This window comes from Pseudomonas schmalbachii, from assembly GCF_017589465.1.
Taxonomy (GTDB): domain Bacteria; phylum Pseudomonadota; class Gammaproteobacteria; order Pseudomonadales; family Pseudomonadaceae; genus Pseudomonas; species Pseudomonas schmalbachii.
On sequence record NZ_JAELYA010000003.1, the window covers coordinates 127,512 to 152,204 of the forward strand.

The 24,693-nt window shown below is 65.6% G+C and carries 19 protein-coding genes; 14 read left to right on the plus strand and 5 right to left on the minus strand.

The annotated features are described in order from the left end of the window. Positions 1 to 36: 36 nt before the first annotated feature. The 9 genes from JFY56_RS09515 to JFY56_RS09555 all read left to right on the plus strand — a co-directional run bounded on the left by JFY56_RS09515 (position 37) and on the right by JFY56_RS09555 (position 13,396). Positions 37 to 1,644: a carboxyl transferase domain-containing protein gene (locus JFY56_RS09515; RefSeq protein ID WP_208313413.1), complete on the plus strand. Its 1,608-nt coding sequence runs from the start codon at positions 37 to 39 to the stop codon at positions 1,642 to 1,644. 11 nt (positions 1,645 to 1,655) lie between these two features. Then, positions 1,656 to 2,456, plus strand: a complete 801-nt coding sequence (locus tag JFY56_RS09520; protein WP_208313414.1) for a gamma-carboxygeranoyl-CoA hydratase — start codon at positions 1,656 to 1,658, stop codon at positions 2,454 to 2,456. Beyond that, complete coding sequence (locus JFY56_RS09525; protein WP_208313415.1) at positions 2,453 to 4,432, plus strand: acetyl/propionyl/methylcrotonyl-CoA carboxylase subunit alpha; 1,980 nt, start codon at positions 2,453 to 2,455, stop codon at positions 4,430 to 4,432. The genes JFY56_RS09520 and JFY56_RS09525 overlap by 4 nt, the downstream gene beginning before the upstream one ends. Before the next feature lie 226 nt (positions 4,433 to 4,658). Beyond that, the gene (locus tag JFY56_RS09530) at positions 4,659 to 5,561 is read left to right on the plus strand and encodes a hydroxymethylglutaryl-CoA lyase (protein ID WP_208313416.1); all 903 of its coding nucleotides are present in this window, start codon (positions 4,659 to 4,661) and stop codon (positions 5,559 to 5,561) included. A 222-nt stretch (positions 5,562 to 5,783) separates the two neighbouring features. Next, a complete protein-coding gene (locus tag JFY56_RS09535; RefSeq protein ID WP_208313417.1) occupies positions 5,784 to 7,208 on the plus strand; it encodes a sigma-54 interaction domain-containing protein in 1,425 nt (474 codons plus the stop codon). Between the two features lie 291 nt (positions 7,209 to 7,499). Further along, complete coding sequence (locus tag JFY56_RS09540) at positions 7,500 to 8,765, plus strand: OprD family porin (RefSeq protein WP_208313418.1); 1,266 nt, start codon at positions 7,500 to 7,502, stop codon at positions 8,763 to 8,765. Positions 8,766 to 8,845: 80 nt separating this feature from the next. Beyond that, complete coding sequence (locus JFY56_RS09545) at positions 8,846 to 10,237, plus strand: GntP family permease (RefSeq protein WP_208313419.1); 1,392 nt, start codon at positions 8,846 to 8,848, stop codon at positions 10,235 to 10,237. A 125-nt stretch (positions 10,238 to 10,362) separates the two neighbouring features. Further along, positions 10,363 to 11,133 (plus strand): 3-hydroxybutyrate dehydrogenase, encoded by a 771-nt coding sequence (gene bdhA, locus JFY56_RS09550; protein ID WP_208313420.1) that lies wholly within the window; start codon positions 10,363 to 10,365, stop codon positions 11,131 to 11,133. Positions 11,134 to 11,440: 307 nt separating this feature from the next. Further along, complete coding sequence (locus tag JFY56_RS09555) at positions 11,441 to 13,396, plus strand: acetoacetate--CoA ligase (protein ID WP_208313421.1); 1,956 nt, start codon at positions 11,441 to 11,443, stop codon at positions 13,394 to 13,396. Between the two features lie 3 nt (positions 13,397 to 13,399). Here the strand turns inward: JFY56_RS09555 and JFY56_RS09560 are convergent, their stop codons facing one another. Then, positions 13,400 to 15,049, minus strand: coding sequence for a phosphoethanolamine transferase (locus JFY56_RS09560; protein ID WP_208313422.1), 1,650 nt, complete (start codon positions 15,047 to 15,049; stop codon positions 13,400 to 13,402). A 379-nt stretch (positions 15,050 to 15,428) separates the two neighbouring features. Here JFY56_RS09560 and JFY56_RS09565 point away from each other — a divergent pair, with 379 nt between their 5' ends. Further along, positions 15,429 to 16,724: an OprD family porin gene (locus JFY56_RS09565; RefSeq protein WP_208313423.1), complete on the plus strand. Its 1,296-nt coding sequence runs from the start codon at positions 15,429 to 15,431 to the stop codon at positions 16,722 to 16,724. A 207-nt stretch (positions 16,725 to 16,931) separates the two neighbouring features. Here JFY56_RS09565 and JFY56_RS09570 read toward each other — a convergent pair whose 3' ends face one another. Continuing rightward, positions 16,932 to 17,882, minus strand: coding sequence for a phospholipase D-like domain-containing protein (locus JFY56_RS09570; RefSeq protein WP_208313424.1), 951 nt, complete (start codon positions 17,880 to 17,882; stop codon positions 16,932 to 16,934). A 269-nt stretch (positions 17,883 to 18,151) separates the two neighbouring features. Between JFY56_RS09570 and JFY56_RS09575 the strand changes: the two genes are divergently transcribed. Beyond that, positions 18,152 to 19,741 carry an ABC-F family ATPase gene (locus tag JFY56_RS09575; RefSeq protein WP_208313425.1) on the plus strand — a complete coding sequence of 530 codons (1,590 nt, stop codon included), beginning with the start codon at positions 18,152 to 18,154 and terminating at the stop codon, positions 19,739 to 19,741. 216 nt (positions 19,742 to 19,957) lie between these two features. On the opposite strand, the gene JFY56_RS09580 is transcribed toward JFY56_RS09575, so the two are convergent. Continuing rightward, on the minus strand, positions 19,958 to 20,566 hold the full coding sequence (locus tag JFY56_RS09580; protein WP_208313426.1) for an FMN-dependent NADH-azoreductase: 609 nt from the start codon (positions 20,564 to 20,566) through the stop codon (positions 19,958 to 19,960). A 116-nt stretch (positions 20,567 to 20,682) separates the two neighbouring features. On the opposite strand from JFY56_RS09580, the gene JFY56_RS09585 reads away from it, so the two are divergent. Further along, complete coding sequence (locus JFY56_RS09585) at positions 20,683 to 21,588, plus strand: LysR substrate-binding domain-containing protein (RefSeq protein WP_208313427.1); 906 nt, start codon at positions 20,683 to 20,685, stop codon at positions 21,586 to 21,588. Here the strand turns inward: JFY56_RS09585 and JFY56_RS09590 are convergent. Both JFY56_RS09590 and JFY56_RS09595 read right to left on the minus strand, forming a co-directional pair. After that, positions 21,583 to 22,278, minus strand: a complete 696-nt coding sequence (locus JFY56_RS09590; RefSeq protein ID WP_208313428.1) for a DUF1294 domain-containing protein — start codon at positions 22,276 to 22,278, stop codon at positions 21,583 to 21,585. The genes JFY56_RS09585 and JFY56_RS09590 overlap by 6 nt on opposite strands. Continuing rightward, positions 22,275 to 23,105 (minus strand): undecaprenyl-diphosphate phosphatase, encoded by an 831-nt coding sequence (locus tag JFY56_RS09595; protein ID WP_208313429.1) that lies wholly within the window; start codon positions 23,103 to 23,105, stop codon positions 22,275 to 22,277. Before JFY56_RS09595 ends, JFY56_RS09590 begins: the two co-directional genes overlap by 4 nt. A gap of 547 nt (positions 23,106 to 23,652) precedes the next feature. Between JFY56_RS09595 and JFY56_RS09600 the strand changes: the two genes are divergently transcribed. Together JFY56_RS09600 and JFY56_RS09605 are read left to right on the plus strand one after the other, a co-directional pair. After that, the gene (locus JFY56_RS09600; RefSeq protein ID WP_208313430.1) at positions 23,653 to 24,114 is read left to right on the plus strand and encodes a hypothetical protein; all 462 of its coding nucleotides are present in this window, start codon (positions 23,653 to 23,655) and stop codon (positions 24,112 to 24,114) included. A 1-nt stretch (position 24,115) separates the two neighbouring features. Next, positions 24,116 to 24,679, plus strand: a complete 564-nt coding sequence (locus JFY56_RS09605; RefSeq protein ID WP_208313431.1) for an adhesin — start codon at positions 24,116 to 24,118, stop codon at positions 24,677 to 24,679. Positions 24,680 to 24,693 lie beyond the last annotated feature (14 nt).

Sequence of the window (24,693 nt, forward strand, 5' to 3'; positions counted from 1 at the left end):
GGCCCGATACCAACAAGAATCCCAGGAGCCACCCGCATGGCCATCCTTCACACCCAGATCAACCCGCGCTCCCCCGAGTTCGCCGCCAACGCCGCGACCATGCTCGAACAGGTGAACGACCTGCGCGCGGTGCTCGGCCGCGTCCACGAAGGCGGCGGCGCCGCTGCCATCGCCAAGCACACCGCACGCGGCAAGCTGCCGGTGCGCGAGCGCATCAACCGCCTGCTCGACCCGGGCTCGCCGTTCCTCGAACTCTCCGCCCTCGCCGCCCATGAGGTGTATGGCGAGGACGTCGCCGCCGCTGGCGTGGTGGTGGGCATCGGCCGCGTAGAAGGCGTGGAATGCATGATCGTCGGCAACGACGCCACGGTGAAAGGCGGCACCTATTACCCGCTGACCGTGAAGAAGCACATCCGCGCGCAGACCATCGCCCAGCAGAACCGCCTGCCGTGCATCTACCTGGTGGACTCCGGCGGCGCCAACCTGCCGCGCCAGGACGAAGTGTTTCCGGACCGCGAGCACTTCGGCCGGATCTTCTTCAACCAGGCCAACCTGAGCGCCCAGGGCATTCCGCAGATCGCCGTGGTAATGGGCTCCTGCACTGCCGGTGGCGCCTACGTGCCGGCCATGTCCGACGAGACCATCATGGTGCGCAACCAGGCCACCATCTTCCTCGCCGGCCCGCCGCTGGTTAAGGCCGCCACCGGCGAGGTGGTGACCGCCGAGGAACTGGGCGGCGCCGACGTGCACTGCAAGGTCTCCGGCGTGGCCGACCACTATGCCGATGACGACGAGCACGCACTGGAGATCGCCCGCCGCTGCATCGCCAACCTCAACTGGAGCAAGCAGGGCAAGCTGACCACCCTGCCCCCGCGCGCGCCGCTGTACGCCGCCGAGGAGCTGTACGGGGTGATCCCGGTGGACAGCAAGCAGCCGTTCGACGTGCGCGAGATCATCGCCCGGCTGGTCGACGGCAGCGAATTCGACGAGTTCAAGGCGCTGTTCGGCACCACCCTGGTGTGCGGCTTCGCTCATATCCACGGCTATCCGATCGCGATCCTGGCGAACAACGGCATCCTCTTCGCCGAAGCCGCGCAGAAAGGCGCGCACTTCATCGAACTGGCCTGCCAGCGCGGCATCCCTCTGCTGTTCCTGCAGAACATCACCGGCTTCATGGTCGGCCAGAAGTACGAGGCCGGCGGCATCGCCAAGCACGGCGCCAAGCTGGTCACCGCCGTCGCCTGTGCCCAGGTGCCGAAGTACACCGTGATCATCGGCGGCAGCTTCGGCGCCGGTAACTACGGCATGTGCGGGCGCGCCTACGATCCGCGCTTCCTGTGGATGTGGCCGAACGCGCGGATCGGCGTGATGGGCGGCGAACAGGCCGCCGGCGTGCTGGCCCAGGTCAAGCGCGAGCAGGCCGAACGTGCCGGTCATGCGCTGTCTGCCGAAGACGAAGCGAAGATCAAGAAGCCGATCCTCGAACAGTACGAACACCAGGGCCACCCCTACTACTCCAGCGCGCGGCTGTGGGACGACGGCGTGATAGACCCGGCGCAGACCCGCGAAGTCCTCGCCCTCGCCCTCTCCGCCTCGCTCAACGCGCCCATCGAAGCGACCCGCTTCGGCGTCTTCCGCATGTAAGGCATGCCGACATGACAGACTTCCAGAACATCCAGCTCGAAATCGACAACCGCGGCGTCGCCACCCTCTGGCTGAACCGCCCGGAAAAGAACAACGCCTTCAACGCCGACACCATCGCCGAGCTGATCCGCGCCCTCGATGTGGTGAGCGACGATCCGCAGGTACGCCTGCTGGTCCTGCGCGGCCGTGGCAGGAACTTCTGCGGCGGCGCCGACCTGGCGTGGATGCAGGAATCGGTGAAGCTCGACTACAACGGCAACCTCGCCGACGCCCAGCAGCTCGCCGAACTGCTGCACAACCTCTACCACCTGAAGAAACCGACCCTCGCCGTGGTGCAGGGCGCGGCCTTCGGCGGCGGGGTCGGCCTGGTCGCCTGCTGCGACATGGCCATCGGCGCCGACGAAGCACTGTTCTGCCTGTCGGAAGTGCGCATCGGCCTGATCCCGGCGACCATCGGTCCGTTCGTGACCAAGGCCATCGGCCAGCGCGCCGCCACCCGCTATTCCATGACCGCCGAACGCTTCAACGGCAGCCGCGCCCGCGAACTGGGCCTGCTCGCCGAAAGCTATCCGGCCGGCGAACTGGATGAGCAGGTCAACGCCTGGGTCGCCAACCTGATGAACAACAGCCCGCAGGCACTGGTGGCGTGCAAGGCGCTGTTCCACGAGATCGGCGCCGGCGAACTGACCCCGAACCTGCGCCGCTACACCGAAGCCGCCATCGCCCGCATCCGCATCAGCCCAGAGGGCCAGGAAGGCCTGCATGCCTTCCTCGAGAAACGCAAACCGGCCTGGCAGGAGAACAACCAATGACCATCACCACTCTGCTGGTCGCCAACCGCGGCGAAATCGCCTGCCGGGTCATGCGCACCGCCAAGGCGCTGGGCCTGACCACCGTCGCCGTGCACAGCGCCACCGACCGCCACGCCCGTCATGTGGAAGAGGCGGATATCGCCATCGACCTCGGCGGTGCAAAGCCGGCGGAAAGCTACCTGCGTGCCGATGCCGTGCTGGCCGCTGCCAAGGCTGCCGGGGCGCAGGCCATCCACCCCGGCTACGGCTTCCTCTCGGAGAACGCCGGCTTCGCCCGTGCCTGCGAAGAGGCCGGGCTGATCTTCCTCGGCCCGCCGGCCAGCGCCATCGATGCGATGGGCAGCAAGTCCGCGGCCAAGGCGCTGATGGAGGAAGCCGGCGTGCCGCTGGTGCCCGGCTACCACGGCGACGACCAGGACTACGCGACCTTCCAGCGCGAAGCCGCGCGCATCGGCTACCCGGTGCTGCTGAAGGCCGCCGCCGGCGGTGGAGGCAAGGGCATGAAGGTGGTCGAGCGCGAAAGCGAACTGGCCGAGGCGCTGGAATCCGCGCAGCGCGAGGCGCAGTCCGGTTTCGGCGACTCGCACATGCTGGTGGAGAAATACCTGACCAAGCCGCGCCACGTGGAAATCCAGGTGTTCGCCGACAGGCACGGCAACTGCCTGTACCTCAACGAACGCGACTGCTCGATCCAGCGCCGCCACCAGAAAGTCGTCGAAGAAGCTCCCGCCCCCGGCCTCAACGCGGAACTGCGTCAGGCCATGGGCGAAGCCGCCGTGCGCGCCGCCCAGGCCATCGGCTACGTCGGCGCCGGCACCGTGGAATTCCTCTATGACGAAGGCAGCGGGCAGTTCTTCTTCATGGAAATGAACACCCGCCTGCAGGTCGAACACCCGGTCACCGAAGCCATCACCGGCCTCGACCTGGTCGCCTGGCAGATCCGCGTCGCCCGTGGCGAGCGCCTGCCGATCACTCAGGCGCAGGTGCCGCTGAACGGCCACGCCATCGAAGTGCGCCTCTACGCGGAAGACCCGGAGGGCGGCTTCCTGCCCGCCAGCGGTCGCCTCGACCTGTATCGCGAACCCGCCGCGGGCGCCGGTCGCCGGGTGGACAGCGGCATCCGCGAAGGCGACGAAGTTTCGCCGTTCTACGATCCGATGCTGGCCAAGCTGATCGCCTGGGGCGAAACCCGCGAGGAAGCCCGCGCGCGCCTGCTGTCGATGCTGGCGGATACCGCCGTCGGCGGCGTGAAGACCAACCTGGCATTCCTCCAGCGCGTTCTGGCGCACCCGGCCTTCGCCGCGGCTGAGCTGGATACCGGCTTCATCGGCCGCTATCAGGACCAACTGCTGCCTGCACCCGCAGCCCTGCCGGAAAGCTTCTGGCAACTGGCCGGAGAAGCCTGGGTGCAGAGCGTGACCCGTCATGTGCGGGCGGACGACGCCCATTCGCCATGGTCCGCGCGCAATGGCTGGCGCAACGTGCTGCCCGGGGAAACCGACCTGCACCTGACCTGCAAGGGCGAGCAGCATGTGGTGCGCATGCGCCATGTCGGCGGCGCACGGCTCGCCCGCCTGAATGGCGAGTGGCTGGAAGTCGTCATCGACGGCAAGCGCCATCGCCATCTGGCCCTGCGCCGGGGTAATGCGCTGTATCTGGAGTGGAATGGCGAGATGCTGGCGATCCAGCGCTTCGACCCGATCTCCGAAGCGGAAGCCGCCCACGCCCACCACGGCGGCCTGGGCGCGCCCATGAACGGCAGCATCGTGCGCATCCTGGTCGAGCCCGGCCAGCACGTTGAGGCCGGCACCGCGCTGGTGGTGCTGGAAGCGATGAAGATGGAACACAGCATTCGCGCCCCGCACGATGGCGTGGTGAAATCGCTGTATTGCAGCGAGGGTGAGCTGGTCAGCGAAGGTACGGTGCTGGTCGAGCTGGAGGAAAAGGCCGAAGGCGGTGGCAACTTCGGTGCATGACACGCCGGCTGCGATAGGTATCGCTACGCTCAACCCATCCTACGGAGTCCTGTGCATGGCACGGTCCCGTAGGTTGGCGCTGAGCGCAGCGAAGCCCAACATCTGCCGGGCGTTGCACCATTCTCGTTGGGCTTCGCAAGCTCAGCCCAACCTACGTCGCTACCCCGATGCACTGGCACAATGATGGATGGGTAAGGCGCCATCCACCCTACACAAGGTGAAGAACATGACGATTCCGCAAAAAGTCCGCCTGGTCGAAGTCGGCCCGCGCGATGGCCTGCAGAACGAGAAACAGCCGATCAGCGTCGCCGACAAGGTACGCCTGGTCGATGACCTGACCGCCGCCGGCCTGGGCTACATCGAGGTCGGCAGCTTCGTGTCGCCCAAGTGGGTGCCGCAGATGGCCGGTTCGGCGGAAGTCTTCGCCGGCATCCAGCGCAAGGCCGGTGTCACCTACGCCGCCCTCGCGCCGAACATGAAGGGCTTCGAGGCGGCGCTGGAAGCGAAGGTCGAGGAAGTCGCGGTGTTCGCCGCCGCCTCCGAGGCGTTCTCGCAGAAGAACATCAACTGCTCGATCAAGGAGAGCCTGGAGCGCTTCGTACCGATCATGGAAGCGGCGCGCCAGCACAATGTTCGCGTGCGCGGCTATGTCTCCTGCGTGCTCGGCTGTCCGTACCAGGGCGAGGTGGACGTGCAGCAGGTCGCGGACGTTTCCGCCGAGCTGTTCGCCATGGGCTGCTATGAAGTGTCCCTCGGCGACACCATCGGCGTCGGCACCGCCGGCGCGACTCGCAACATGTTCGAAGTGGTCGGCACCAAGGTGCCGCGCGACAAGCTCGCCGGGCACTTCCACGACACCTACGGCCAGGCCGTCTCCAACATCTATGCCGGCCTGCTGGAAGGCATCGCCGTGTTCGACAGCTCGGTCGCCGGGCTTGGCGGCTGCCCCTACGCCAAGGGCGCCACCGGCAACGTCGCGACGGAAGACGTGGTGTATCTGCTGAATGGCCTGGGCATCCACACCGGCATCGACCTCGACGCCCTGATCGCCGCCGGCCAGCGCATCTGCGCCGTGCTCGACAAGCCGAACGGCTCGCGGGTCGCCCGCGCGCGGTTGGCGAAAGCCTGAGTCACCGAACCGCTCCTACGGGCTGCAATGCCCACCGTAGGTTGGCGCTGAGCAACGCGAAGCCCAACATCGCCATCGTTGGGCTTCGCAAGCTCAGCACCAACCTACGCGAGCTCTGGCCCAGCCACGTAGTTAAGACAGTTGCTCCGCCCCCGCCCCTGCTGACCCATCCGCCACATCCCGGTACAGTGCGCCCTTCGCCTTCTCCCACCCGGGCCGCCCATGACCGATATCGACAGCCTCAAGGACTACCAGAGCGTTCGCCAACTGGCGATCCGCTCGCTCTTCGAAATCTTCGAGCAGTTCAGCGAAGGCACGGTGATCGTCGACCGCGAGGCCCGCGTGGTCTGGATCAACCAGCGCTACGCCCAGCGCTTCGGTTTCGAGAGTGCCGAGCAGGCCATCGGCCGGCCGGTGGAGCAGGTCATTCCCGGCAGTCTGATGCGCGAGGTGGTGAGCAGCGGCCGGCCGATGCTGCTGGACATCCTCGACATGCCCAAGGACCCGCTGGTGGTGATGCGCGTGCCGATCCGCGACGACGCCGGACAGGTAATCGGCGGTATCGGTTTCGCCCTGTTCGACGAACTGCGCTCGCTGTCGCCGCTGATCACCCGCTACCAGCGCATGCAGGCCGAACTGGCCTCGACCCGCTCGCTGTTGCAGGCGCGCCAGGCCAAGTACAGCTTCGGCCACTTCATCGGCACCAGCGCCGCCAGCCTGGAGGTCAAGCGCCGCGCCCGCCGTGGCGCCGCCAGCGAGGCGCCGGTGCTGCTGCTCGGCGAGACCGGCACCGGCAAGGAACTGCTCGCCCACGCCATCCACAGCGCTTCGCCGCGCGCGCACAAACCCTTCGTCAGCATCAACGCCGCGGCCATCCCGGAAAACCTGCTGGAAGCGGAGTTCTTCGGCACCGCGCCGGGCGCCTACACCGGCGCCGACCGCAAGGGACGTCCGGGCAAACTGCAGATCGCCCAGGGCGGCACGCTGTTCCTCGACGAGATCGGCGACATGCCGCTGCACCTGCAGAGCAAGCTGCTGCGCGTGCTGCAGGAGAAGGAATACGAACCGGTCGGCTCCAACGAGGTGATCCGCAGCGACATCCGGCTGATCGCAGCCACCTCCATCGACCTCGACGCGGCGGTGCGCGACGGCCGCTTCCGCGCCGACCTCTACTACCGGATCAACGTCCTGCCGGTCGACATCCCTCCACTGCGCGAACGCCTGGAAGACCTGCCCGCGCTGTGCGAAGCGATCCTCGAAGAACTCTGCGAAAGCGGCCACGCCCGCCACGAACTGGACGCCAGCGCCATCGCCCTGCTGCGCCAGCACGCCTGGCCGGGCAACGTGCGCGAGCTGCGCAACCTGCTGGAACGCGCGGTGCTGCTCAGCGACCAGCCGCTGCTCGACGCCGCCACCCTGCGCGCCACCTTCGGCGTGCTGCAGCCGCTGCCGGCGGAAGCGGCGGAGCGGGCAACCACCCTCTCTCCCGGCGAAGACTTCCAGGGCGCCCGCGAACGCTTCGAGCGCGAACTGATCGCCGGAGTGCTCGCCGAGCATGCCGGCAACGTGGTGGAGGCCGCACGGCGCCTGGGTCTCGGCCGCTCCACGCTGTACAAGAAGCTGGCTGCGCTCGGCATTTCGTCCTGAAACAGAGATAAGTCTCCATATGGAGACTTGCATAACCCCTCCTTTCTCCGGGGTTTTCATCGGCCCATCTATCGCGCCAGTCTCCATTCGGAGACAAGGGTTGCCGGCAACCGCCCTCAAATCTATAAAAATTTCTTTAAAATCAATTAGTTGAATTATTGGCACAGAACTCGCTAAAGGGCTGGCAAGGCGCGATGGATTCGCTGCCGACATAAAAACAATGCCCCGCAGCATCGATGCGACCGGCCATCACGACCCGGTTCGCCACGGCGCTGCTTCAGGAGACCATCCATGAGCAGAACTTCGCTCAACCCTGCCGTCGCACTGGCCACCCTGGCCACCAGCCTGAGCCTCCCGACACTGGCGTCCGCCGAGTTCCTCGCGGACAGCAAGGCCAGCCTCGAACTGCGCAACTTCTACTTCAACCGCGACTTCCGCCAGGACGGCGCTGCCCAGTCCAAGCAGGAGGAATGGGCCCAGGGCTTCCTGCTGCGCTACGAATCCGGCTACACCGCAGGCCCCATCGGCTTCGGCGTCGACGCCCTCGGCATGCTCGGCGTCAAGCTCGACTCCAGCCCCGACCGCGCCGGCTCCGGCCTGCTGCCGCGTGATCGCGAGAAGGTGAACGGTGCCGCCGACGACTACAGCGAGCTGGGCCTGACCGCCAAGCTGCGCGCCTCGAACAGCGTGCTGAAGGTCGGCACCCTGCTGCCCAAGCTGCCCACCGTGCTGGCCAACGACTCGCGCCTGCTGCCGCAGACCTTCCAGGGCGCGCACCTGAACTCCGCCGAGTTCGCCGGCCTGACCATCGACGCCGGCCGCCTGCGCCAGGTCAGCCAGCGCGACTCCTCCGACAGCGAGGACATGACCGTCACCACCGGCGGCGCCAAGGGCATCGTCGCCAGCGCCAACACCGACCGCTTCGATTTCGGCGGGCTCAGCTACAAGTGGACCCCGCAGCTGACCACTGGCTACAACTACGCGAAGCTCGACGGGCTCTACGACCAGCACATCGTCAACCTGGTCCACATGCTGCCCGTCGCCGAGGGCCAGTCGCTGAAGAGCGACCTGCGCTTCGCCCGTTCCGACGACGACGGCCACAGCAACGTCGACAACCGCGCGTTCGGCGCCATGTTCACCTACACCCTGGGCGGCCATGGCTTCGGCGCCGGCTACCAGTCCATGAGCGGCGACACCGGCTACGCTTACCTCGGCGGCGCCGACGCGTTCCTGGTCAACTTCGTGCAGATCGGCGATTTCGCCAACAAGGATGAGAAGTCCTGGCAGGCGCGCTACGACTACGACTTCGCCGCCCTTGGCATCCCGGGCCTGACCTTCATGACCCGCTACCTGTCCGGCGACGACATCGACCTGGGCGCGGGCAAGCCGGAAGGCAAGGAATGGGAGCGCGACACCGACATCGGCTACGTGGTGCAGAGCGGTCCGCTGAAGAACGTCGGCGTGAAATGGCGCAACGCCACCGTGCGTTCCAGTCATTTCGGCAGCGACCTGGACGAGAACCGCCTGATCCTCAGCTACGTGCTGCCGCTCTGGTAACGCCACATCTCCGCCATTCCGCCCCATAACGACAACGATGCCGTGCGCGCCGGTGCAGCGCGCGGCCCTGGAGACATCCAATGAGTGTGGTCATCGCCCTCGCGGCACTCGCCCTGCTGATGCTCGCCGCCTACCGCGGCTACAGCGTCATCCTCTTCGCCCCCATCGCGGCGCTGCTCGCCGTGCTGCTCACCGATCCCTCCGCCGTGGCGCCAGCCTTCACCGGCGTGTTCATGGAGAAGATGGTCGGCTTCGTGAAGCTGTACTTCCCGGTGTTCCTGCTCGGCGCGGTATTCGGCAAGCTGATCGAGCTGTCCGGCTTCTCGCGCTCCATCGTCGCCGCCGCCATCCGCCTGCTTGGCACGAGCCAGGCGATGCTGGTGATCGTGCTGGTCTGCGCCCTGCTCACCTACGGCGGCGTGTCGCTGTTCGTGGTGGTGTTCGCGGTCTATCCGTTCGCCGCCGAGATGTTCCGCCAGAGCGACATTCCCAAGCGGCTGATTCCGGCGACCATCGCCCTCGGCGCGTTCAGCTTCACCATGGACGCCCTGCCCGGCACGCCGCAGATCCAGAACATCATCCCCACCACCTTCTTCAACACCACCGCCTGGGCCGCGCCGTGGCTGGGGCTGATCGGCACGCTGTTCGTGTTCTGCGCCGGCATGCTGTTCCTGCATCGCCAACTGCGCAAGGCCAAGGCCGCCGGCGAAGGCTACGGCAGCAACCTGCGCAACGAGCCGGAAACCGCCGCCGATATCGCCCTGCCCAACCCGCTGCTGGCGCTCTCGCCGCTGGTGCTGGTGGGCGTTTCCAACCTGGTGTTCACCCACTGGATTCCGCAGTTCTACGGCAAGGTCCACACCCTGCAGCTGGCCGGCATGGCCACCCCGGTGCAGAGCGAAGTGGCCAAGCTGACCGGCATCTGGGCAGTGCAGGCGGCGCTGCTGCTGGGCATCCTGCTGGTGCTGGTGTGCGGCTTCCGCGCCATCCGCAGCAAGCTGGCCGAGGGCAGCCGCACGGCGGTTTCCGGCGCGCTGCTGGCGTCGATGAACACCGCTTCGGAATACGGCTTCGGCGCGGTGATCGCCTCGCTGCCGGGCTTCCTGGTGCTGGCCGACGCGCTGCGCGCCATTCCCAACCCGCTGGTCAACGAGGCGGTCACCGTCACCCTGCTGGCCGGCATCACCGGCTCGGCCTCCGGCGGCATGAGCATCGCCCTGGCGGCCATGGCCCAGGACTTCATCGCCGCCGCCAACAGCGCCGGCATCCCGCTGGAAGTGCTGCACCGCGTGGCGTCCATGGCCAGCGGCGGCATGGACACGCTGCCGCACAACGGCGCGGTGATCACCCTGCTGGCGGTGACCGGCCTGACCCACCGCGAGGCCTACAAGGACATCTTCGGCATCACCGTGATCAAGACCCTGGCGGTCTTCGTGGTGATCGGCACCTTCTACGCTACAGGGATCGTTTGACCAGATTGCTCCGCCGCACCCTGTAGGAGCGGGCCATGCCCGCGAAAAAGAAAATCGCGCGCATGGCGCGCTCCTACGTGGCAGCCACGAACAACGCAATACCCTCTGATACACAGGAGATTTCCATGAACCTCAAAGGCAAGACCGCACTGGTCACCGGCTCCACCAGCGGCATCGGCCTGGGCATTGCGCGCAAGCTCGCCGAGGCCGGCGCCAACCTGGTGCTGAACGGCTTCGGCGAGGTCGAGGCCGCCGTCGCCAGTATCGCCGCCTGCGGCGTCAAGGTCGGCCACCATCCGGCGGACATTTCCAGTCCGGAGCAGATCGCCGAAATGATCGCCTACGCCGAGCGCGACTTCGGCGGGGTCGATATCCTCGTCAACAACGCCGGCATCCAGCATGTGGCGCCGGTGGAGGAGTTCCCGGTGGAGCGCTGGGACTCGATCATCGCCATCAACCTGTCCGCCGTGTTCCACACCATCCGCCTGGCGCTGCCGGGCATGCGCCGGAAAGGCTGGGGGCGCATCGTCAATATCGCCTCGGCCCACGGGCTGGTCGCCTCGGCGCAGAAGAGCGCCTATGTCGCGGCCAAGCACGGCGTGCTCGGCCTGACCAAAACCGTGGCGCTGGAAACCGCCACCACGCCGATCACCTGCAACGCCATCTGTCCGGGCTGGGTGCTGACTCCGCTGGTGCAGAAGCAGATCGACGCACGCATCGCCGCCGGCACCGAGCCGGAGCAGGCGCGCCACGACCTGCTGGCGGAGAAGCAGCCATCGCTGGAATTCGTCACCCCGGAACAGCTCGGCGAACTGGCAGTGTTCCTCTGCGGCGATGCCGCCGCCCAGGTGCGTGGCGTGGCGTGGAACATGGATGGGGGGTGGGTGGCGCAATAAGCTGCCCGGCGTTCTTCGTAGGAGCGCGCCATGCGCGCGATTCGCGGGCATGGCCCGCTCCTACGGTTCGCTCGTGCAGAACGTAGGGTGGAAAACGGCGAAGCCTTTTCCACCATCAAGCGCGGGGCGGCGGGGCGGTGGACAAGCTTCGCGTTGTCCACCCTACGCACTGGCCCAGCCACGTAGTTCCGTAGGGCGGGTGCAACCCGCCGGGAACGCGAAATGGCGGGTTGCACCCGCCCTGCACAGGGGCTGTCGAGCCACCGGCATTGCACTATAAAGATAGGCAGTACCGTTGGAGACGCCGATGAACCAGCCGCTCTGGACTCCCAGCCCCGAACGCATCGCCGCCACGCGGATGGATGCCTTCCGCCGTCATGTGAACCAGCGCCACGAACTGCAACTGCGCGACTACGCCGACCTGCACGCCTGGAGCATCGCCAGCCGCGCCGAATTCTGGCAGGCGATCGTCGATTTCTTCGGCGTCAATTTCCGTACCTCGCCGCGTGCGGTGCTGGAGGAAGGCCCGGCGATGCCGGACGCGCGCTGGTTCCCCGGCGCCACCCTGAGTTTCGCCGAACACCTGCTGCACCGCCGCGACCGGCATCCCGCGCTGGTCGCCATCGGCGAGGACGGCAGCCGCGAGGTGCTCAGCTATGCCGAACTGGCGGCACATGTCGCCGGCCTGCAGAAGAGCCTGCGCGCGGCCGGCGTCGGCCTCGGCGACCGCGTCGCCGCGTTCATGCCGAACACCTGGCAGACGGTGATCGGCATGCTCGCCGCCACCAGCCTGGGGGCGACCTGGTCGAGCTGCTCGCCGGACTTCGGCACCCAGGGCGTGATCGACCGCTTCGGCCAGATCGAACCCAAGGTACTGATCGCCTGTGCCGGCTACCGCTACGCCGGCAAGACCCTCGACCTCACCGGCAAGCTCAACGAGATCCTCAAGTGCCTGCCCTCGCTACAGCAACTGCTGGTGGTGCCCTACGCCAATCCCGATGCCCGCCTCGGCGACTATCTGACCACCGCCCACGTCACCATGTGGCGGGACTTCTACCAGCCCCGCGGCGCGCCGGAGTTCGTCGCGGTGCCGTTCGACCATCCGCTGTACATCCTCTATTCCTCCGGCACCACCGGCGTGCCCAAGTGCATCGTCCACGGCACCGGCGGCGTGCTCCTGCAGCACTTCAAGGAACATGGCCTGCACACCGACCTGGGCGCCGAAGACACGCTGTTCTACTACACCACCTGCGGCTGGATGATGTGGAACTGGCTGGTCTCCGGGCTGGCCATCGGCGCCACCGTGGTGCTGTATGACGGCTCGCCCTTCCACCCGGGAGCGAAACGCCTGATCGACCTGATCGACGCCGAAGGCATCAGTGTGTTCGGCACCAGCGCCAAGTACATCGCCGGGCTGGAAAAGGCCGGCGTGCAGCCGCGCGCCACGCACAGGCTGGAACGCCTGAAGGCAATCCTCTCCACCGGCTCGCCGCTGGCCCACGAGAGCTTCGATTACGTCTACCGCGAGTTCAAGACGGACCTCTGCCTGTCGTCCATTTCCGGCGGCACCGACATCGTCTCCTGCTTCGTCCTCGGCAACCCGACCGCCCCGGTGTGGCGCGGCGAGTTGCAGTGCAAGGGGCTCGGCATGGCGGTGGAGGTATGGGACGACACCGGCACGCCTGTGCGCGGCGACAAGGGCGAGTTGGTCTGCACCCGGCATTTCCCGTCGATGCCGGTGAGCTTCTGGAACGATCCGGATGGCGAGAAATTCCGCCACGCCTATTTCGAGACCTTCCCTGGCGTCTGGGCCCACGGCGACTACGCCGAGGAAACCGCCCACGGCGGGCTGATCATCCACGGCCGCTCGGACGCGGTGCTCAATCCGGGCGGTGTGCGCATCGGCACCGCGGAAATCTATCGCCAGGTGGAAAAGGTCGAGGAAGTGCTGGAGTCCATCGCCATCGGCCAGGACTGGCAGGGCGACGTGCGCGTGGTGCTGTTCGTGCGCCTGCGCGACGGGGTGACGCTGGACGACGAACTGCAGCAGCGCATCCGCCAGGTCATCCGCGCCAACACCACGCCGCGCCATGTGCCGACGAAGATCGTCGCGGTCGCCGACATCCCGCGCACCATCAGCGGCAAGATCGTCGAGCTGGCGGTGCGCAACGTGGTGCACGGCAGGCCGGTGAAGAACACCGACGCGCTGGCCAATCCGGAGGCGCTGGAGCTGTATCGCGACCTGCCGGAGTTGCGCAGCTGACCGCTACTGGAACGCCAGCGCCTGCCGCACCGAGGACTCCCGGCAGGCGGCGAACAGGTCCAGGCCGGGATCGTAGGTGCGCGTGCGCACCTCCAGCAGGCCGAGCATGGAGTGGAACAGGTAGTCCTGGGACAGCGGCTCTCCGCTGCGCTGGCGCAGACAGGTGCCATCGAGGGCGAAAGACTCCCGGTAGCCCTCGGAGAACCAGGCGAACATGCCGACGTGTTTCTGCTGGTCAGGCGCCAGCAGGTACGGCGTGCCATGCAGGAACAGGTTGTATTCCCCCAGCGATTCGCCGTGGTCCGACAGGTAGATCATCGCGGTATCCAGTCGGCTCTCGTTCTTGCGCAGCAGGTCGATCAGGCTGGACAGCACGTAGTCGGTATACAGCAGCGTATTGTCGTAGCCGTTGACGATGCTCTCCCGCGAGCAGGCGCTGAGGTCGCTGCTGCGACACACCGGGGTGAATTTCTCGAAGGCCGGCGGGTAGCGCTTGAAGTAGGCCGGGCCGTGGCTGCCCATCTGGTGCAGGACCAGTACTGTGTCGCGGTCGATGCCGTCGATGAAGGTCTGCAGATCCTTGAGCAGGACTTCGTCGTGGCATTCGCCGCTGGCACAGAATGCCGGGTCTCGCGAGTGGGTCAGTTCCTCGAAGTCCACCCGGTCGCAGGTGCCCTTGCAGCCCGACTGGTTGTCGCGCCAGAGCACCGCGAAGCCGGCGCGTTTCAGTACATCGAGCAGCCCTTCCTGATGCTTCGCCTTGCCGTCGCTGTAATGCGCACGGGTCAGGTCTGAGAACATGCAGGGCACCGATACCGCGGTTTCCGTGCCGCAGGAGTGGACGTCGCTGAAGGTGATCAGCCCCGGCTCCGCCTGCAGCCGTGGGTTGGTATCGCGGCCATAGCCGTTCAGGGAAAAGTTCTCCGCCCGCGCGCTTTCGCCCACCACCAGCACCGTCAATGACTTGCGCGGATGGTCCTGCCCACTGGAGGCGCGCACGGCGTCCGTAGCGACCGGCTGCAACTGCTGCGGCCCGGCCTGCACCCTGCCCTTCAGCAGGCCGAACGCCGCGCCCACATAGTTGCTCGGCACCACCTGCATGCGCAGTTCGTGATGATTGCGCAGCAGCGACGACAGGCCCTGGTAGTTGCACAGCGCCACTGCGGCGATCAGCGCCACCGAGGCCAGGGCCATGCAGCCCTTGCCAAGCAGCTCGCGCGGCCAGCTCCGCCAGGCTATCGGCACACGCCAGAGCAACCATGCCGGCAGCACGCCAAGCAGCAGGAGGTAGGCCCCCAGCTTGAACGAAAGCAGGTCGCGTACTTCGGCGGGGTCGGTCTCCACGACATTGCGCAGCATCTCGACATCGATCAGCACGCCGTAGTGGTTCATGAAATAGGCCACGCCGGCGCTGACCAGCAGCAGCACGCTCAGCGCCGGCTTGAGCACGCCGCGAACGGCGAGCAGGCTGAGGATCAGGTTGAAGCAGGCGAACAGCAGCGCCGCGAATGCCAGCACCAGCCCAACCCCGCGCCAGCCCGGCGGGGTCACCTCCAGCAGATGTCGCCACAGGGGCAGGTTGTAGGCCAGCAGCAGGAATGCGCTGCCGAGCAGAGTCAGGTATTCGGGCCGGATTGGGCGGATCTTCAGCATTGCGCGGGTTCTTCCAGGGCTGTCGGGTCGCCCATCCGCCCTGGTGGGGCGGTGAGCGACGGCAGCCTAGGAGCGGCGGCGTCAATCTTTCGTGAAAAAATCCTCCAGAAAAAGTGGACTCCGGCAGCGCCCGCAGGCCGCATGAGCTGCCGTCCGACGCGCAATATCAGCGATGTTTTCCGCTACTCGCTGAAAATAAAGGAAAAATTCCCACTTCTGCTATTATCCCGCCCCGCTGGGGTCCGCCACGGGCTCCGAATCATTCCAATAACTCCAATTAGCAGCATGTGGCGACGAAAATCCTGCGTTGCAAAACGCGGGAAGGGAATGCTTTTTCCGCAGCCATCTCTGCTCGAACCAATGATTAGGATCTAACAAGATGTTGAACAAACGGATCAGCCTGCTCGCTCTGGGCATCCTCGCCGCCGCCAACCAGGCGATGGCCGACGACCAGTCCAACGCCAAGGGCTTCGTTGAAGACAGCCACCTGGACGTGTTCCTGCGCAATGGCTACATGTACCGCGACTTCAAGCACGGCGCCGAAGACAAGTCAGAGTGGGGCCAGGCGGCAACCGCCACCTTCACTTCCGGCTTCACCCCGGGCACCGTCGGTGTAGGCGTCGACGCCTTCGGCATGTACGCCGTGCGTCTGGACGGCGGCCAGGGCCGCAGCGGTGCCGCCGGCATCGACTTCTTCAAGCAGGGTGACAGCGGCCACGCTGCCGACGACCTGTCCCGTGGCGGCGCTGCCATCAAGGCGCGCATCTCCAACACCGTGATCAAGGTCGGCGACCAGATGCCTGCCCTGCCGGTGCTGACCTACGACAACTCCCGCCTGCTGCCGGAAACCTTCAACGGCACCATGATCACCTCCAAGGAGATCGAAGGCCTGGAGCTGAACGTCGGCCGCTTCACCCAGGAAGTCCGCAAGAGCGCCACCAGCTCCGACAGCGGCCACCTGAAGCGCATCGACGTGTTCGGCGGCAGCTACAAGTTCACCGACAACTTCAGCGCCTCGCTCTACGGTTCCGACAACGAGGACGTGGCGAAGAAGCAGTACCTCAACCTGAACTACGTCCAGCCGCTGGCCGAGAAAGAGTCGCTGACCTTCGACTTCAACGGCTACAAGACCAAGCTGGATAGCGACTTCGCCGATCAGTTCTACGGCGGCAACCGCGACAACACCATCTGGAGCCTGGCCGCGACCTACGCGATCGATGCCCACTCCTTCACCCTCGCCCACCAGCGCAGCACCGGCGACACCGGCTACAACTACGGCTTCTACCAGGAAGTCGACGGCGTACCGACCGGCGCCCTGGGCGACGGCGGCAGCACCATCTGGCTGGCCAACTCCTACTGGTCGGACTTCAACGCCGAGGACGAGCGCTCCTGGCAGGTCAGCTACGCCATCGACTTCGGCGCCTACGGCATGCCGGGCCTGAGCTACCGCGTGGCCTACGTGCGCGGCGACAACATCCGCACCGCCGACACCAGCGATGGCACCGAGCGCGAAATCTTCAACCAACTGCAGTACGTGGTACAGGACGGCCCGGCCAAGAACCTGAGCCTGCGTCTGCGCAGCTCGTGGGTCCGCGTCTCCAACGACGCCAGCGCCTACAACTCGGACGGCAACGAAGTCCGCGCCTTCGTCGAGTACCCGATCAGCATCTTCTAATGCTGTAAGGTTCGCGACCAAAGCAAAAACGCCCCGCGGCATATGCCCGGGGCGTTTTTTGTTGCGTAGGTTGGTGCTGAGCCTGCGAAGCCCAACATCAGCAACCATCGGGCTGGATCGTTGGGCTTCGTGCCTCAGCCCAACCTACGAATTCACGTTCCACGCAGGAGAAAATTCCCCGGAGCGTTTTTCATTGCGCACTGGCAATCACTCGATCATCCGTGCGATGTCGGAACGGGTGACTGCAGTCTTGCAGTCCTCATACCAGTGGGGAATCGCATCGCGCAGGCGCTCCCTGGCGTCGTCCAGCCTGAACGGCTGCGCATAGCGCGTCTTGCGGTAGGCGTAGATGTAGTAGGTGCCGTTGCGGTAGAGGATGCGGTCGAAGGTGTAGAAGCCGATGTGCGAGCCATTGCAACGCGCCGTCAGCACGACGTCGCCCTCCTCGTACGGCAGCGCGCCTTCGGCGCACTCGTAGGTGAAGAACTCGCGCACGTCGTCCCAGGCCACGCCGTCGCTGCTGGAGCGCAGGTGGGCACGCGCCTCGTCTTCCGACTGTTCCGAATGGTCGCTGTACCAGATGAACAGCGGAATGCTCTGGTTGGTCTCGTCGGCCAGCCAGCTCTCGCCGTCCAGGTATTGCGAACTACGCGCCAGGCCGGCCTGCATGCGCAGGTGCACCTGGCGGTAGGCATCCAGCTCATCGTCGAATCGCTGCGACTCGCTGCAGAGCAGCACGCCCCCGGTCGCCTTCAGCGCGGCGACCTTGGCCAGATAGCCGGCGTACAGACCGGCATCCTCGATCAGCACGCAGGTATCGCGGCTGAGACCCAGGCCCACATCGGTGAAATTGGCGGAGCCGACGATCACCACGTCCGGCTCGATCAGGACCAGCTTCCAGTTGACGCTGGCCTGGTAGCGGAAATCCACCGACAGCGTCAGCCCGGCATCCGCGTGGCGCAGGCAGTGCTCGATGAAGTCCGGCGAAGTGAAGGAATTGACGGTGCCGACCAGCATGTCGACCCGGTTGCCGCTGGCCAGCAGGGTATCGATCAGAGGCTCGGTGCCACTGGCAAAACCCGAGACGATGGTGATGTTCTTTCCGCTCACCTGCTCCAGGTTGTGCTTCAGGTCATTGTGCTCGTCCAGAATTTTCATACTGCCTCCCCCGACATATCAGGCCGGAAATTCTGAAGCAGCCGTTCAATATCTTCAACAGCCGTAAACATCTTCCTTCACTTCACCCTACCGGTCGTCGGTCGCGCCCCGGAAAACACTGCACATCATTGCTAGCAGTATGGCCTGCCGCTTCCGATCATCCCGGATCGGCTGCGGAGCGGTCGCCCAGGTGGTATCATCCCGCGTTTTTTGCGCCGCGCTGCATGCCGCACCGGCGATACGCCACCCGACATACCCAGGTATACCCCTTGATCTCCACAGCAAACATCACCATGCAGTTCGGCGCAAAGCCGCTGTTCGAAAACGTCTCCGTCAAGTTCGGCAACGGCAACCGCTACGGCCTGATCGGCGCCAACGGTTGCGGCAAGTCGACCTTCATGAAGATCCTCGGCGGCGACCTCGAGCCAAGCTCCGGCCAGGTGATGCTGGAAAACAACGTGCGCCTGGGCAAGCTGCGCCAGGACCAGTTCGCCTATGAAGATTTCTCGGTCATCGACACCGTGATCATGGGTCACACCGAGCTGTGGAACGTGAAAGCCGAGCGCGACCGCATCTACTCCCTGCCGGAAATGAGCGAAGACGACGGCATGGCCGTGGCCGAGCTGGAAGTCCAGTTCGCCGAATTCGACGGCTACACCGCCGAATCCCGCGCCGGTGAGCTGCTGCTCGGTCTGGGCATTCCGCTGGACCAGCATTTCGGCCCGATGAGTTCCGTCGCCCCCGGCTGGAAGCTGCGCGTGCTGCTGGCCCAGGCGCTGTTCTCCGATCCGGACGTGCTGCTCCTCGACGAGCCGACCAACCACCTGGACATCAACACCATCCGCTGGCTGGAAAGCATCCTCACGGCGCGTAACAGCACCATGATCATCATTTCCCACGACCGCCACTTCCTGAACAGCGTCTGCACGCACATGGCGGACCTGGACTACGGCGAGCTGCGCCTGTTCCCCGGCAACTACGACGAGTACATGACCGCGGCGACCCAGGCCCGCGAGCGCCTGCTCTCCGACAATGCCAAGAAGAAGGCACAGATCGCCGAACTGCAGACCTTCGTCAGCCGCTTCTCGGCCAACGCCTCCAAGGCCAAGCAGGCCACCAGCCGCGCCCGCCAGATCGACAAGATCCAGCTGGAAGAGGTCAAGCCGTCCAGCCGCGTCAGCCCGTTCATCCGCTTCGAGCAGTACAAGAAGCTGCACCGCCAGGCGGTGACCGTCGAGCGCATCAGCAAGGGTTACGACGGCAACCCGCTGTTCAAGAACCTCAGCCTGCAGGTCGAGGCCGGCGAACGCATCGCCATCATCGGTCCCAACGGCATCGGCAAGACCACCCTGCTGCGCACCCTGGTCGGTGAGCTGCCGGTGGACAGCGGTGAGGTGAAGTGGACCGACAGCGCCGACGTCGGCTACTTCGCCCAGGACCATGCCGACGATTTCGCCGACGACATGAACCTGTTCGACTGGATGGCCCAGTGGACCCAGGGCGGCGAGCAACTGGTACGCGGCACCCTCGGCCGCATGCTGTTCTCCAACGACGAGATCCAGAAGTCGGTGAAGGTGATCTCCGGTGGCGAACAGGGCCGCATGCTGTTCGGCCGCCTGATCCTGAAGAAGCCCAACGTACTGGTGATGGACGAACCGACCAACCACCTGGACATGGAATCCATCGAGTCGCTCAACCTGGCGCTGGAGAACTACCCGGGCACGCTGATCTTCGTCAGCCACGACCGCGAGTTCGTCTCCTCCCTGGCGACCCGCATCATCGAGCTGAGCGAGAACGGCGTGACCGACTTCAGCGGCAGCTACGACGATTACCTGCGCAGCCAGGGTGTGGTCGTCTAATGGTGATTGCCTGAGGCAACCCTCACCCCTGCCCTCTCCCGGAGGGAGAGGGGGTACAACGGCGTTGGGATGCATGCCGTGCCGACCGATACCCCCGGACAGTCCCCTCTCCCGTTGGGAGAGGGTTAGGGTGAGGGAACCAGGCAACTCATAGCCAAAACAAAAAACGCCGCCCCTTCATCAGGGGCGGCGTTTTTTCATTCGCACCAACCGCAATCAGGCAGCGACGAACTCTTCAGCGATGCGCTGCCGGGCGGCACTGATCGCCTGTTTACGCGGCTCCTCACCGTAGGCCAGGCCTTCGGCACGCACTACTTCGATGTCGGTGATGCCGACGAAACCAAGCACCAGCTTCAGGTAATCCTCGTGGGCCGCGCCGCTGGGCTGACCGGCGTGCAGGCCGCCGGCGGTGGAGACGATGATCACCTTCTTGCCGCCCGCCAGGCCGACCGGGCCGTTCTCGGTGTAGCGGAAGGTCTTGCCGGCTACGGCGATGCGGTCGATCCAGGCCTTCAACTGGCTGGGGATAGTGAAGTTGTACATCGGCGCGCCGATGACGATGGCGTCGGCAGCCAGGAACTCCTCGATGCTGTTTTCGCCCAGCGCCGCTTCGTGCTTCTGCGCAGCGTCGCGCAGTTCGGCCGGGGTGCCGGCGGCGACCAGGCTGGCGGCGGACAGGTGGCTGATGGCGTCGGCGGCCAGGTCACGGTAGGTCACCTGCAGGCCCGCTTCGGCGGCGCGCCAGGCGTCCACGACTTCGCGGCTGAGTTGGCGCGAAGCGGAGGCGTCGCCGAGGATGCTGGAATCGATGTGCAGAAGTTTCATGCTGGTCTCCCGGTAATTGGTCGTCACTGCTGACTTGCTGACAAGGCTACCGATGTAGCCAATCGACGATAAGTCCGCAAAAATGCGATGCATCGTCTCATCAGCAGGACAATCCCATGCAGGATCTCAATGACCTGTACTACTTCGCCAAGGTGGTGGAAGCCGGTGGGTTCGCCGCAGCCGGGCGCGAGCTGGGTCTGCCAAAGTCGCGGCTGTCGCGACGGGTGGCGGAGCTGGAGGCGCGCCTGAACGCTCGTCTGCTGCAGCGCACCACGCGCAAGCTGGCCCTTACCGATATCGGCGAGCGTTATTACAGGCACTGCCAGGCCATGCTGGTGGAAGCGGAAATGGCCGACGAGGTGGTCGCGCAACTGAGCGCCGAACCGCGCGGGAGGGTCAAGCTGTCCAGCCCGATAGCCCTGGCGGAAACCTCGCTCAACGAGATGCTGCCGGGATTCCTCGCCCGCTATCCACAGGTGAACCTGGAGCTGCTGCTGACCAACCGCCGCGTCGACCTGGTCAACGAAGGCGTCGACGTGGCGCTGCGCGTGCGTTCTCCCGGGGACGAAGATCCTTCGCTGATCAGCCGTCGCCTGCGTCCGGCGAAGACCATACTGGTGGCCACGCCGGAGCTGCTGCGAGGTGTGCAGCTGAGAGAGCCGGCGGAGCTGGCCAGCCTGCCGATGCTCGGCGCCATCGGGAACGACCGCAAGGTTCACCTGAGCCTCTGCGGCCCGGACGGCGCCCACTGCGAGATAGCCCTGGAGGCGCGGCTGGCGGCGGAGGATTTCAACCTGCGCAAGAACGTGGCGCTGGCCGGCCTCGGGGTGACGGCCCTGCCGCTGAACTACTGCGAAGCGGAACTGGCCGATGGACGGCTGCTACAGGTGCTGCCGGAATGGAACCAGCCAGATGCCTTCCTGCAGGCGGTCTACCCGCATCGCCGCGGCGTGCTGCCGGCGGTCAGGGCGCTGCTCGACTATCTCGCCGAGCAGTTCGGCCGCAGCGACCGCCCGTTATGAGAAGGCGGGAATGCCGAGCATGGCCAGCAGCCGCCCGCCGCTGAGCCAGTCGCCCCAGAACAGTTGGTGCAGCACGACGATGGCCCAGAACACGATCTGGTAAGACGCCTTGCGCGTCTTGTGCCGGAACACCTGCTGGGCCAGCAAGGCGCCCGGCCAGCCGCCCAGCACTTCGAGCAGGTGCAGGGTCTGCTCGGGCGTGCGCCAGGCACCCTGCCGGGCGCTGCTCTTGTCGCGCCAGTAGGCGAGGAAGGCGACGACGCTGAGCAGCGGATAGAGCAACGGCACCCACCAGACGCGCCCCTGCGCCAGCCAGACCACGGCGCCGGCCAGCGGCAGCGCCAGCAGGACGGCCAGCACCGGCAGCACGCGGGCGACATGCCGTTGCGGGCGCTGCTCGGCCAGCTTGCGGCCGGCACGGACCTTTTCCCGCGTCACCGGCGCCTGCGGCTTGCGGCGAATTTCCGGGGAGTCGACCGCCAACCCGGCCAGCCGCGCATGCTCGGCGCGCGGACGACCCTGGCGATCCGTACCCGGCACGAAGCAGACCTGATCGCCACTCACTGGCCGACGATCACCGCGAAACGCCGAGATGTGCAGGAAGACTTCCTCGCCGCCGGATTGCGGGCGGATGAAGCCGAAGCCCTTGGCGTCATCCCAGCGGCTGACTACTCCGTTGCGCTCGCTCAATGCTGCGCCGTGCTCCAGTCGATCAGGCCGAACTGCCAGGTCGCCAGGATCAGCACGCCGAAGGCGATGCGGTACCAGGCGAAGACGGCGTAGCTGTGGTTGGCGATGAACTTGAGCAGCCCGCGCACCGCGATCATGGCGAAGATGAAGGAAGTGACGAAGCCGACGGCGAACACCGGCAAATCGCTGGGCTCGAACAATTCGCGATACTTGTAGCCGGAGTACACCGCCGCGCCGACCATGGTCGGCATCGCCAGGAAGAAGGAAAACTCCGTGGCCGCCTTGCGCGACAGGCCGAACAGCAGCCCGCCGATGATCGTCGCACCGGAGCGCGAGGTGCCCGGAACCAGCGCCAGGCACTGCGCACAGCCGACCTTGAGGGCGTCCTTCCAGGTCATGTCGTCGACATGTTCGGCGCGGATCACATGCTCGCGCCGCTCGGCCCAGAGCATCACCACACCGCCCACCACCAGCGCAGCCGCCACGGTGATCGGGTTGAACAGGTAGTGGTGGATCACATCGGCGAAGGCCACGCCAAGGACCACTGCCGGGAAGAAGGCGATCAGCAGGTTGGCGGTGAAACGCTGCGCCGGCCGCTGGGTGGGCAGGCCGCGCACGATCTCGATGATCTTCCCGCGGAACTCCCATACCACCGCCAGGATGGCAGCCAGCTGGATGATGATATTGAACGCCTGTGCGCGTTCGCCGACGAAGCCGAGCAAGTCGGCGACGATGATCTGGTGCCCGGTACTGGACACCGGCAGAAACTCGGTAAGTCCCTCTATCACCCCCAGCACGAATGCCTGGAAGGCACTCCACAACTCCATACAGCTCCCCCGCGCGGACAGTTCCGCCTAGTCGAATGAACGCCCCATCCTTCGTGACACGCCTTCCCCAAGGCACACGAAGCGGGACAAAGACCGGTAATCCTACTGCATCGGCCGGCCCTCGGCGCAGGTGTAACCAAATTTTTCTCCCGCCCGGACTACTCCCAAAGCGACAGCATTCTGATGCCAACGCAATGGCACCCGGGTCAATCATGTCGCTATTTACACCCCGAGTGTTGCTCTGGTGAAACACCTGCCCCCTGCTCCAGCCCACGGAATTCGGGGAATCCCCGTTACATAGTCGAAATCTGTCAAAGCAGTGATACAGGTGATGGCCGCCCTGCCCAGAACCACGGCCAATGCCGCTTCGAGCCATTTGACCGAGTTGCCAGGATTGTTTCAGGCGGAGTACATGGACTTACCAACGAATTGCAGGAAGCCAATCCAACTGACTGATTAACAAGAAAAAACCAATTCCGGCACGACAACTGCTCTATCCCGGTATCGCTGGAAAGGACCCAGTGCCGCAACACAGGAGCAGAGAATCATGGAGATCATCGACTCACGGACTGTCGTCTTGTGCATCGCCCTCGCCGGCGTGGCCAGTGCTCCACTCTATTCGACCGCCGAAGCGGCCGGCGACGGCACCATCGTCCTGCATCGCCAGGTCCAGCCACGGGTCGCCACCAGCCCCGTCATGGTACCCGACCCGAATCCGACCACCGTCAATCCGAACCGGTCGGAAATGGTCATCAGGATGACCAACAGCACCGAACTCACCGACAACGACTTCGCCGGCATCACCAGCGGCGCCGGCATCGAGCGCCATGTGCTGCCCGGCGGCAACATCCCCGGCCTGAACAACAACACCAACAACCAGAACCTGCAGCAGACCATCGTCGGCGGAGGCAGCTCCGGACGAGCTGGCTCAGGCATCGCCAACACGGTCAACAACTCGATCCAGCGCGGACTGGCGCCACTGGGCATCCTGACCGGAGGGGACCGTTGAGATGAAAGCCAGCCTTCTGCCGCTCGCCCTGCTTCTTTGCGGCGCGGCCCACGCGGACAGCATCAATACCTCGACCATCGACAACACCGGCGCCAGCTACAACGGCAACTTCAGCCTCAACCAGGCCGCCGGCGACCAGCAGCAACAGGCCAACGCCCGCGCCATCGCCAACGGCGCACCAGGACAAGCGAGTACCGATGTCCGCCAGCGTGTGCTGACCTCTGCCGATCTGAGGCAGGCGGCTGCAGTGAATATCGATGGCCGTTCATTCACCAATGGCAGCGGCGCACTGGGCGTGAACCAGTCTGCCGGGGCCGCCAACCAGCAGGCCAACGTCATGCGCATCAGCATTGGCGCGGTCGTGCAAAGCATCGACGACAGCATGCTCTCGCAGCAGAACGTGACGCTGTCGCAAGACTCCGGTTCAGGGAGCTCCGCAACAGGCAATCGGCAGGTCGTTACCAGCGACCAGGCATTCGTCGGCAGCCGAGGCGTGGTCCAGCTGAACCAGAGTGCCGGGGTGGGGAATCGTATGGGCAACACCCTGAGCATCCGGGTCGACTGACCCAAACCAACAAA

What these genes read in the sequence shown, in the direction of transcription:
- JFY56_RS09525 (WP_208313415.1), top strand. Translation starts at nt 2,453, where the DNA reads ATGACCATCACCACTCTGCTGGTCGCCAACCGCGGCGAAATCGCCTGC.
- JFY56_RS09530 (WP_208313416.1), top strand. Translation starts at nt 4,659, where the DNA reads ATGACGATTCCGCAAAAAGTCCGCCTGGTCGAAGTCGGCCCGCGCGAT.
- JFY56_RS09560 (WP_208313422.1), bottom strand. Translation starts at nt 15,049, where the DNA reads ATGCTGAAGATCCGCCCAATCCGGCCCGAATACCTGACTCTGCTCGGC.
- JFY56_RS09585 (WP_208313427.1), top strand. Translation starts at nt 20,683, where the DNA reads ATGCAGGATCTCAATGACCTGTACTACTTCGCCAAGGTGGTGGAAGCC.
- JFY56_RS09540 (WP_208313418.1), top strand. Translation starts at nt 7,500, where the DNA reads ATGAGCAGAACTTCGCTCAACCCTGCCGTCGCACTGGCCACCCTGGCC.
- JFY56_RS09595 (WP_208313429.1), bottom strand. Translation starts at nt 23,105, where the DNA reads ATGGAGTTGTGGAGTGCCTTCCAGGCATTCGTGCTGGGGGTGATAGAG.
- bdhA (WP_208313420.1), top strand. Translation starts at nt 10,363, where the DNA reads ATGAACCTCAAAGGCAAGACCGCACTGGTCACCGGCTCCACCAGCGGC.
- JFY56_RS09520 (WP_208313414.1), top strand. Translation starts at nt 1,656, where the DNA reads ATGACAGACTTCCAGAACATCCAGCTCGAAATCGACAACCGCGGCGTC.
- JFY56_RS09515 (WP_208313413.1), top strand. Translation starts at nt 37, where the DNA reads ATGGCCATCCTTCACACCCAGATCAACCCGCGCTCCCCCGAGTTCGCC.
- JFY56_RS09545 (WP_208313419.1), top strand. Translation starts at nt 8,846, where the DNA reads ATGAGTGTGGTCATCGCCCTCGCGGCACTCGCCCTGCTGATGCTCGCC.
- JFY56_RS09580 (WP_208313426.1), bottom strand. Translation starts at nt 20,566, where the DNA reads ATGAAACTTCTGCACATCGATTCCAGCATCCTCGGCGACGCCTCCGCT.
- JFY56_RS09535 (WP_208313417.1), top strand. Translation starts at nt 5,784, where the DNA reads ATGACCGATATCGACAGCCTCAAGGACTACCAGAGCGTTCGCCAACTG.
- JFY56_RS09600 (WP_208313430.1), top strand. Translation starts at nt 23,653, where the DNA reads ATGGAGATCATCGACTCACGGACTGTCGTCTTGTGCATCGCCCTCGCC.
- JFY56_RS09565 (WP_208313423.1), top strand. Translation starts at nt 15,429, where the DNA reads ATGTTGAACAAACGGATCAGCCTGCTCGCTCTGGGCATCCTCGCCGCC.
- JFY56_RS09605 (WP_208313431.1), top strand. Translation starts at nt 24,116, where the DNA reads ATGAAAGCCAGCCTTCTGCCGCTCGCCCTGCTTCTTTGCGGCGCGGCC.
- JFY56_RS09570 (WP_208313424.1), bottom strand. Translation starts at nt 17,882, where the DNA reads ATGAAAATTCTGGACGAGCACAATGACCTGAAGCACAACCTGGAGCAG.
- JFY56_RS09555 (WP_208313421.1), top strand. Translation starts at nt 11,441, where the DNA reads ATGAACCAGCCGCTCTGGACTCCCAGCCCCGAACGCATCGCCGCCACG.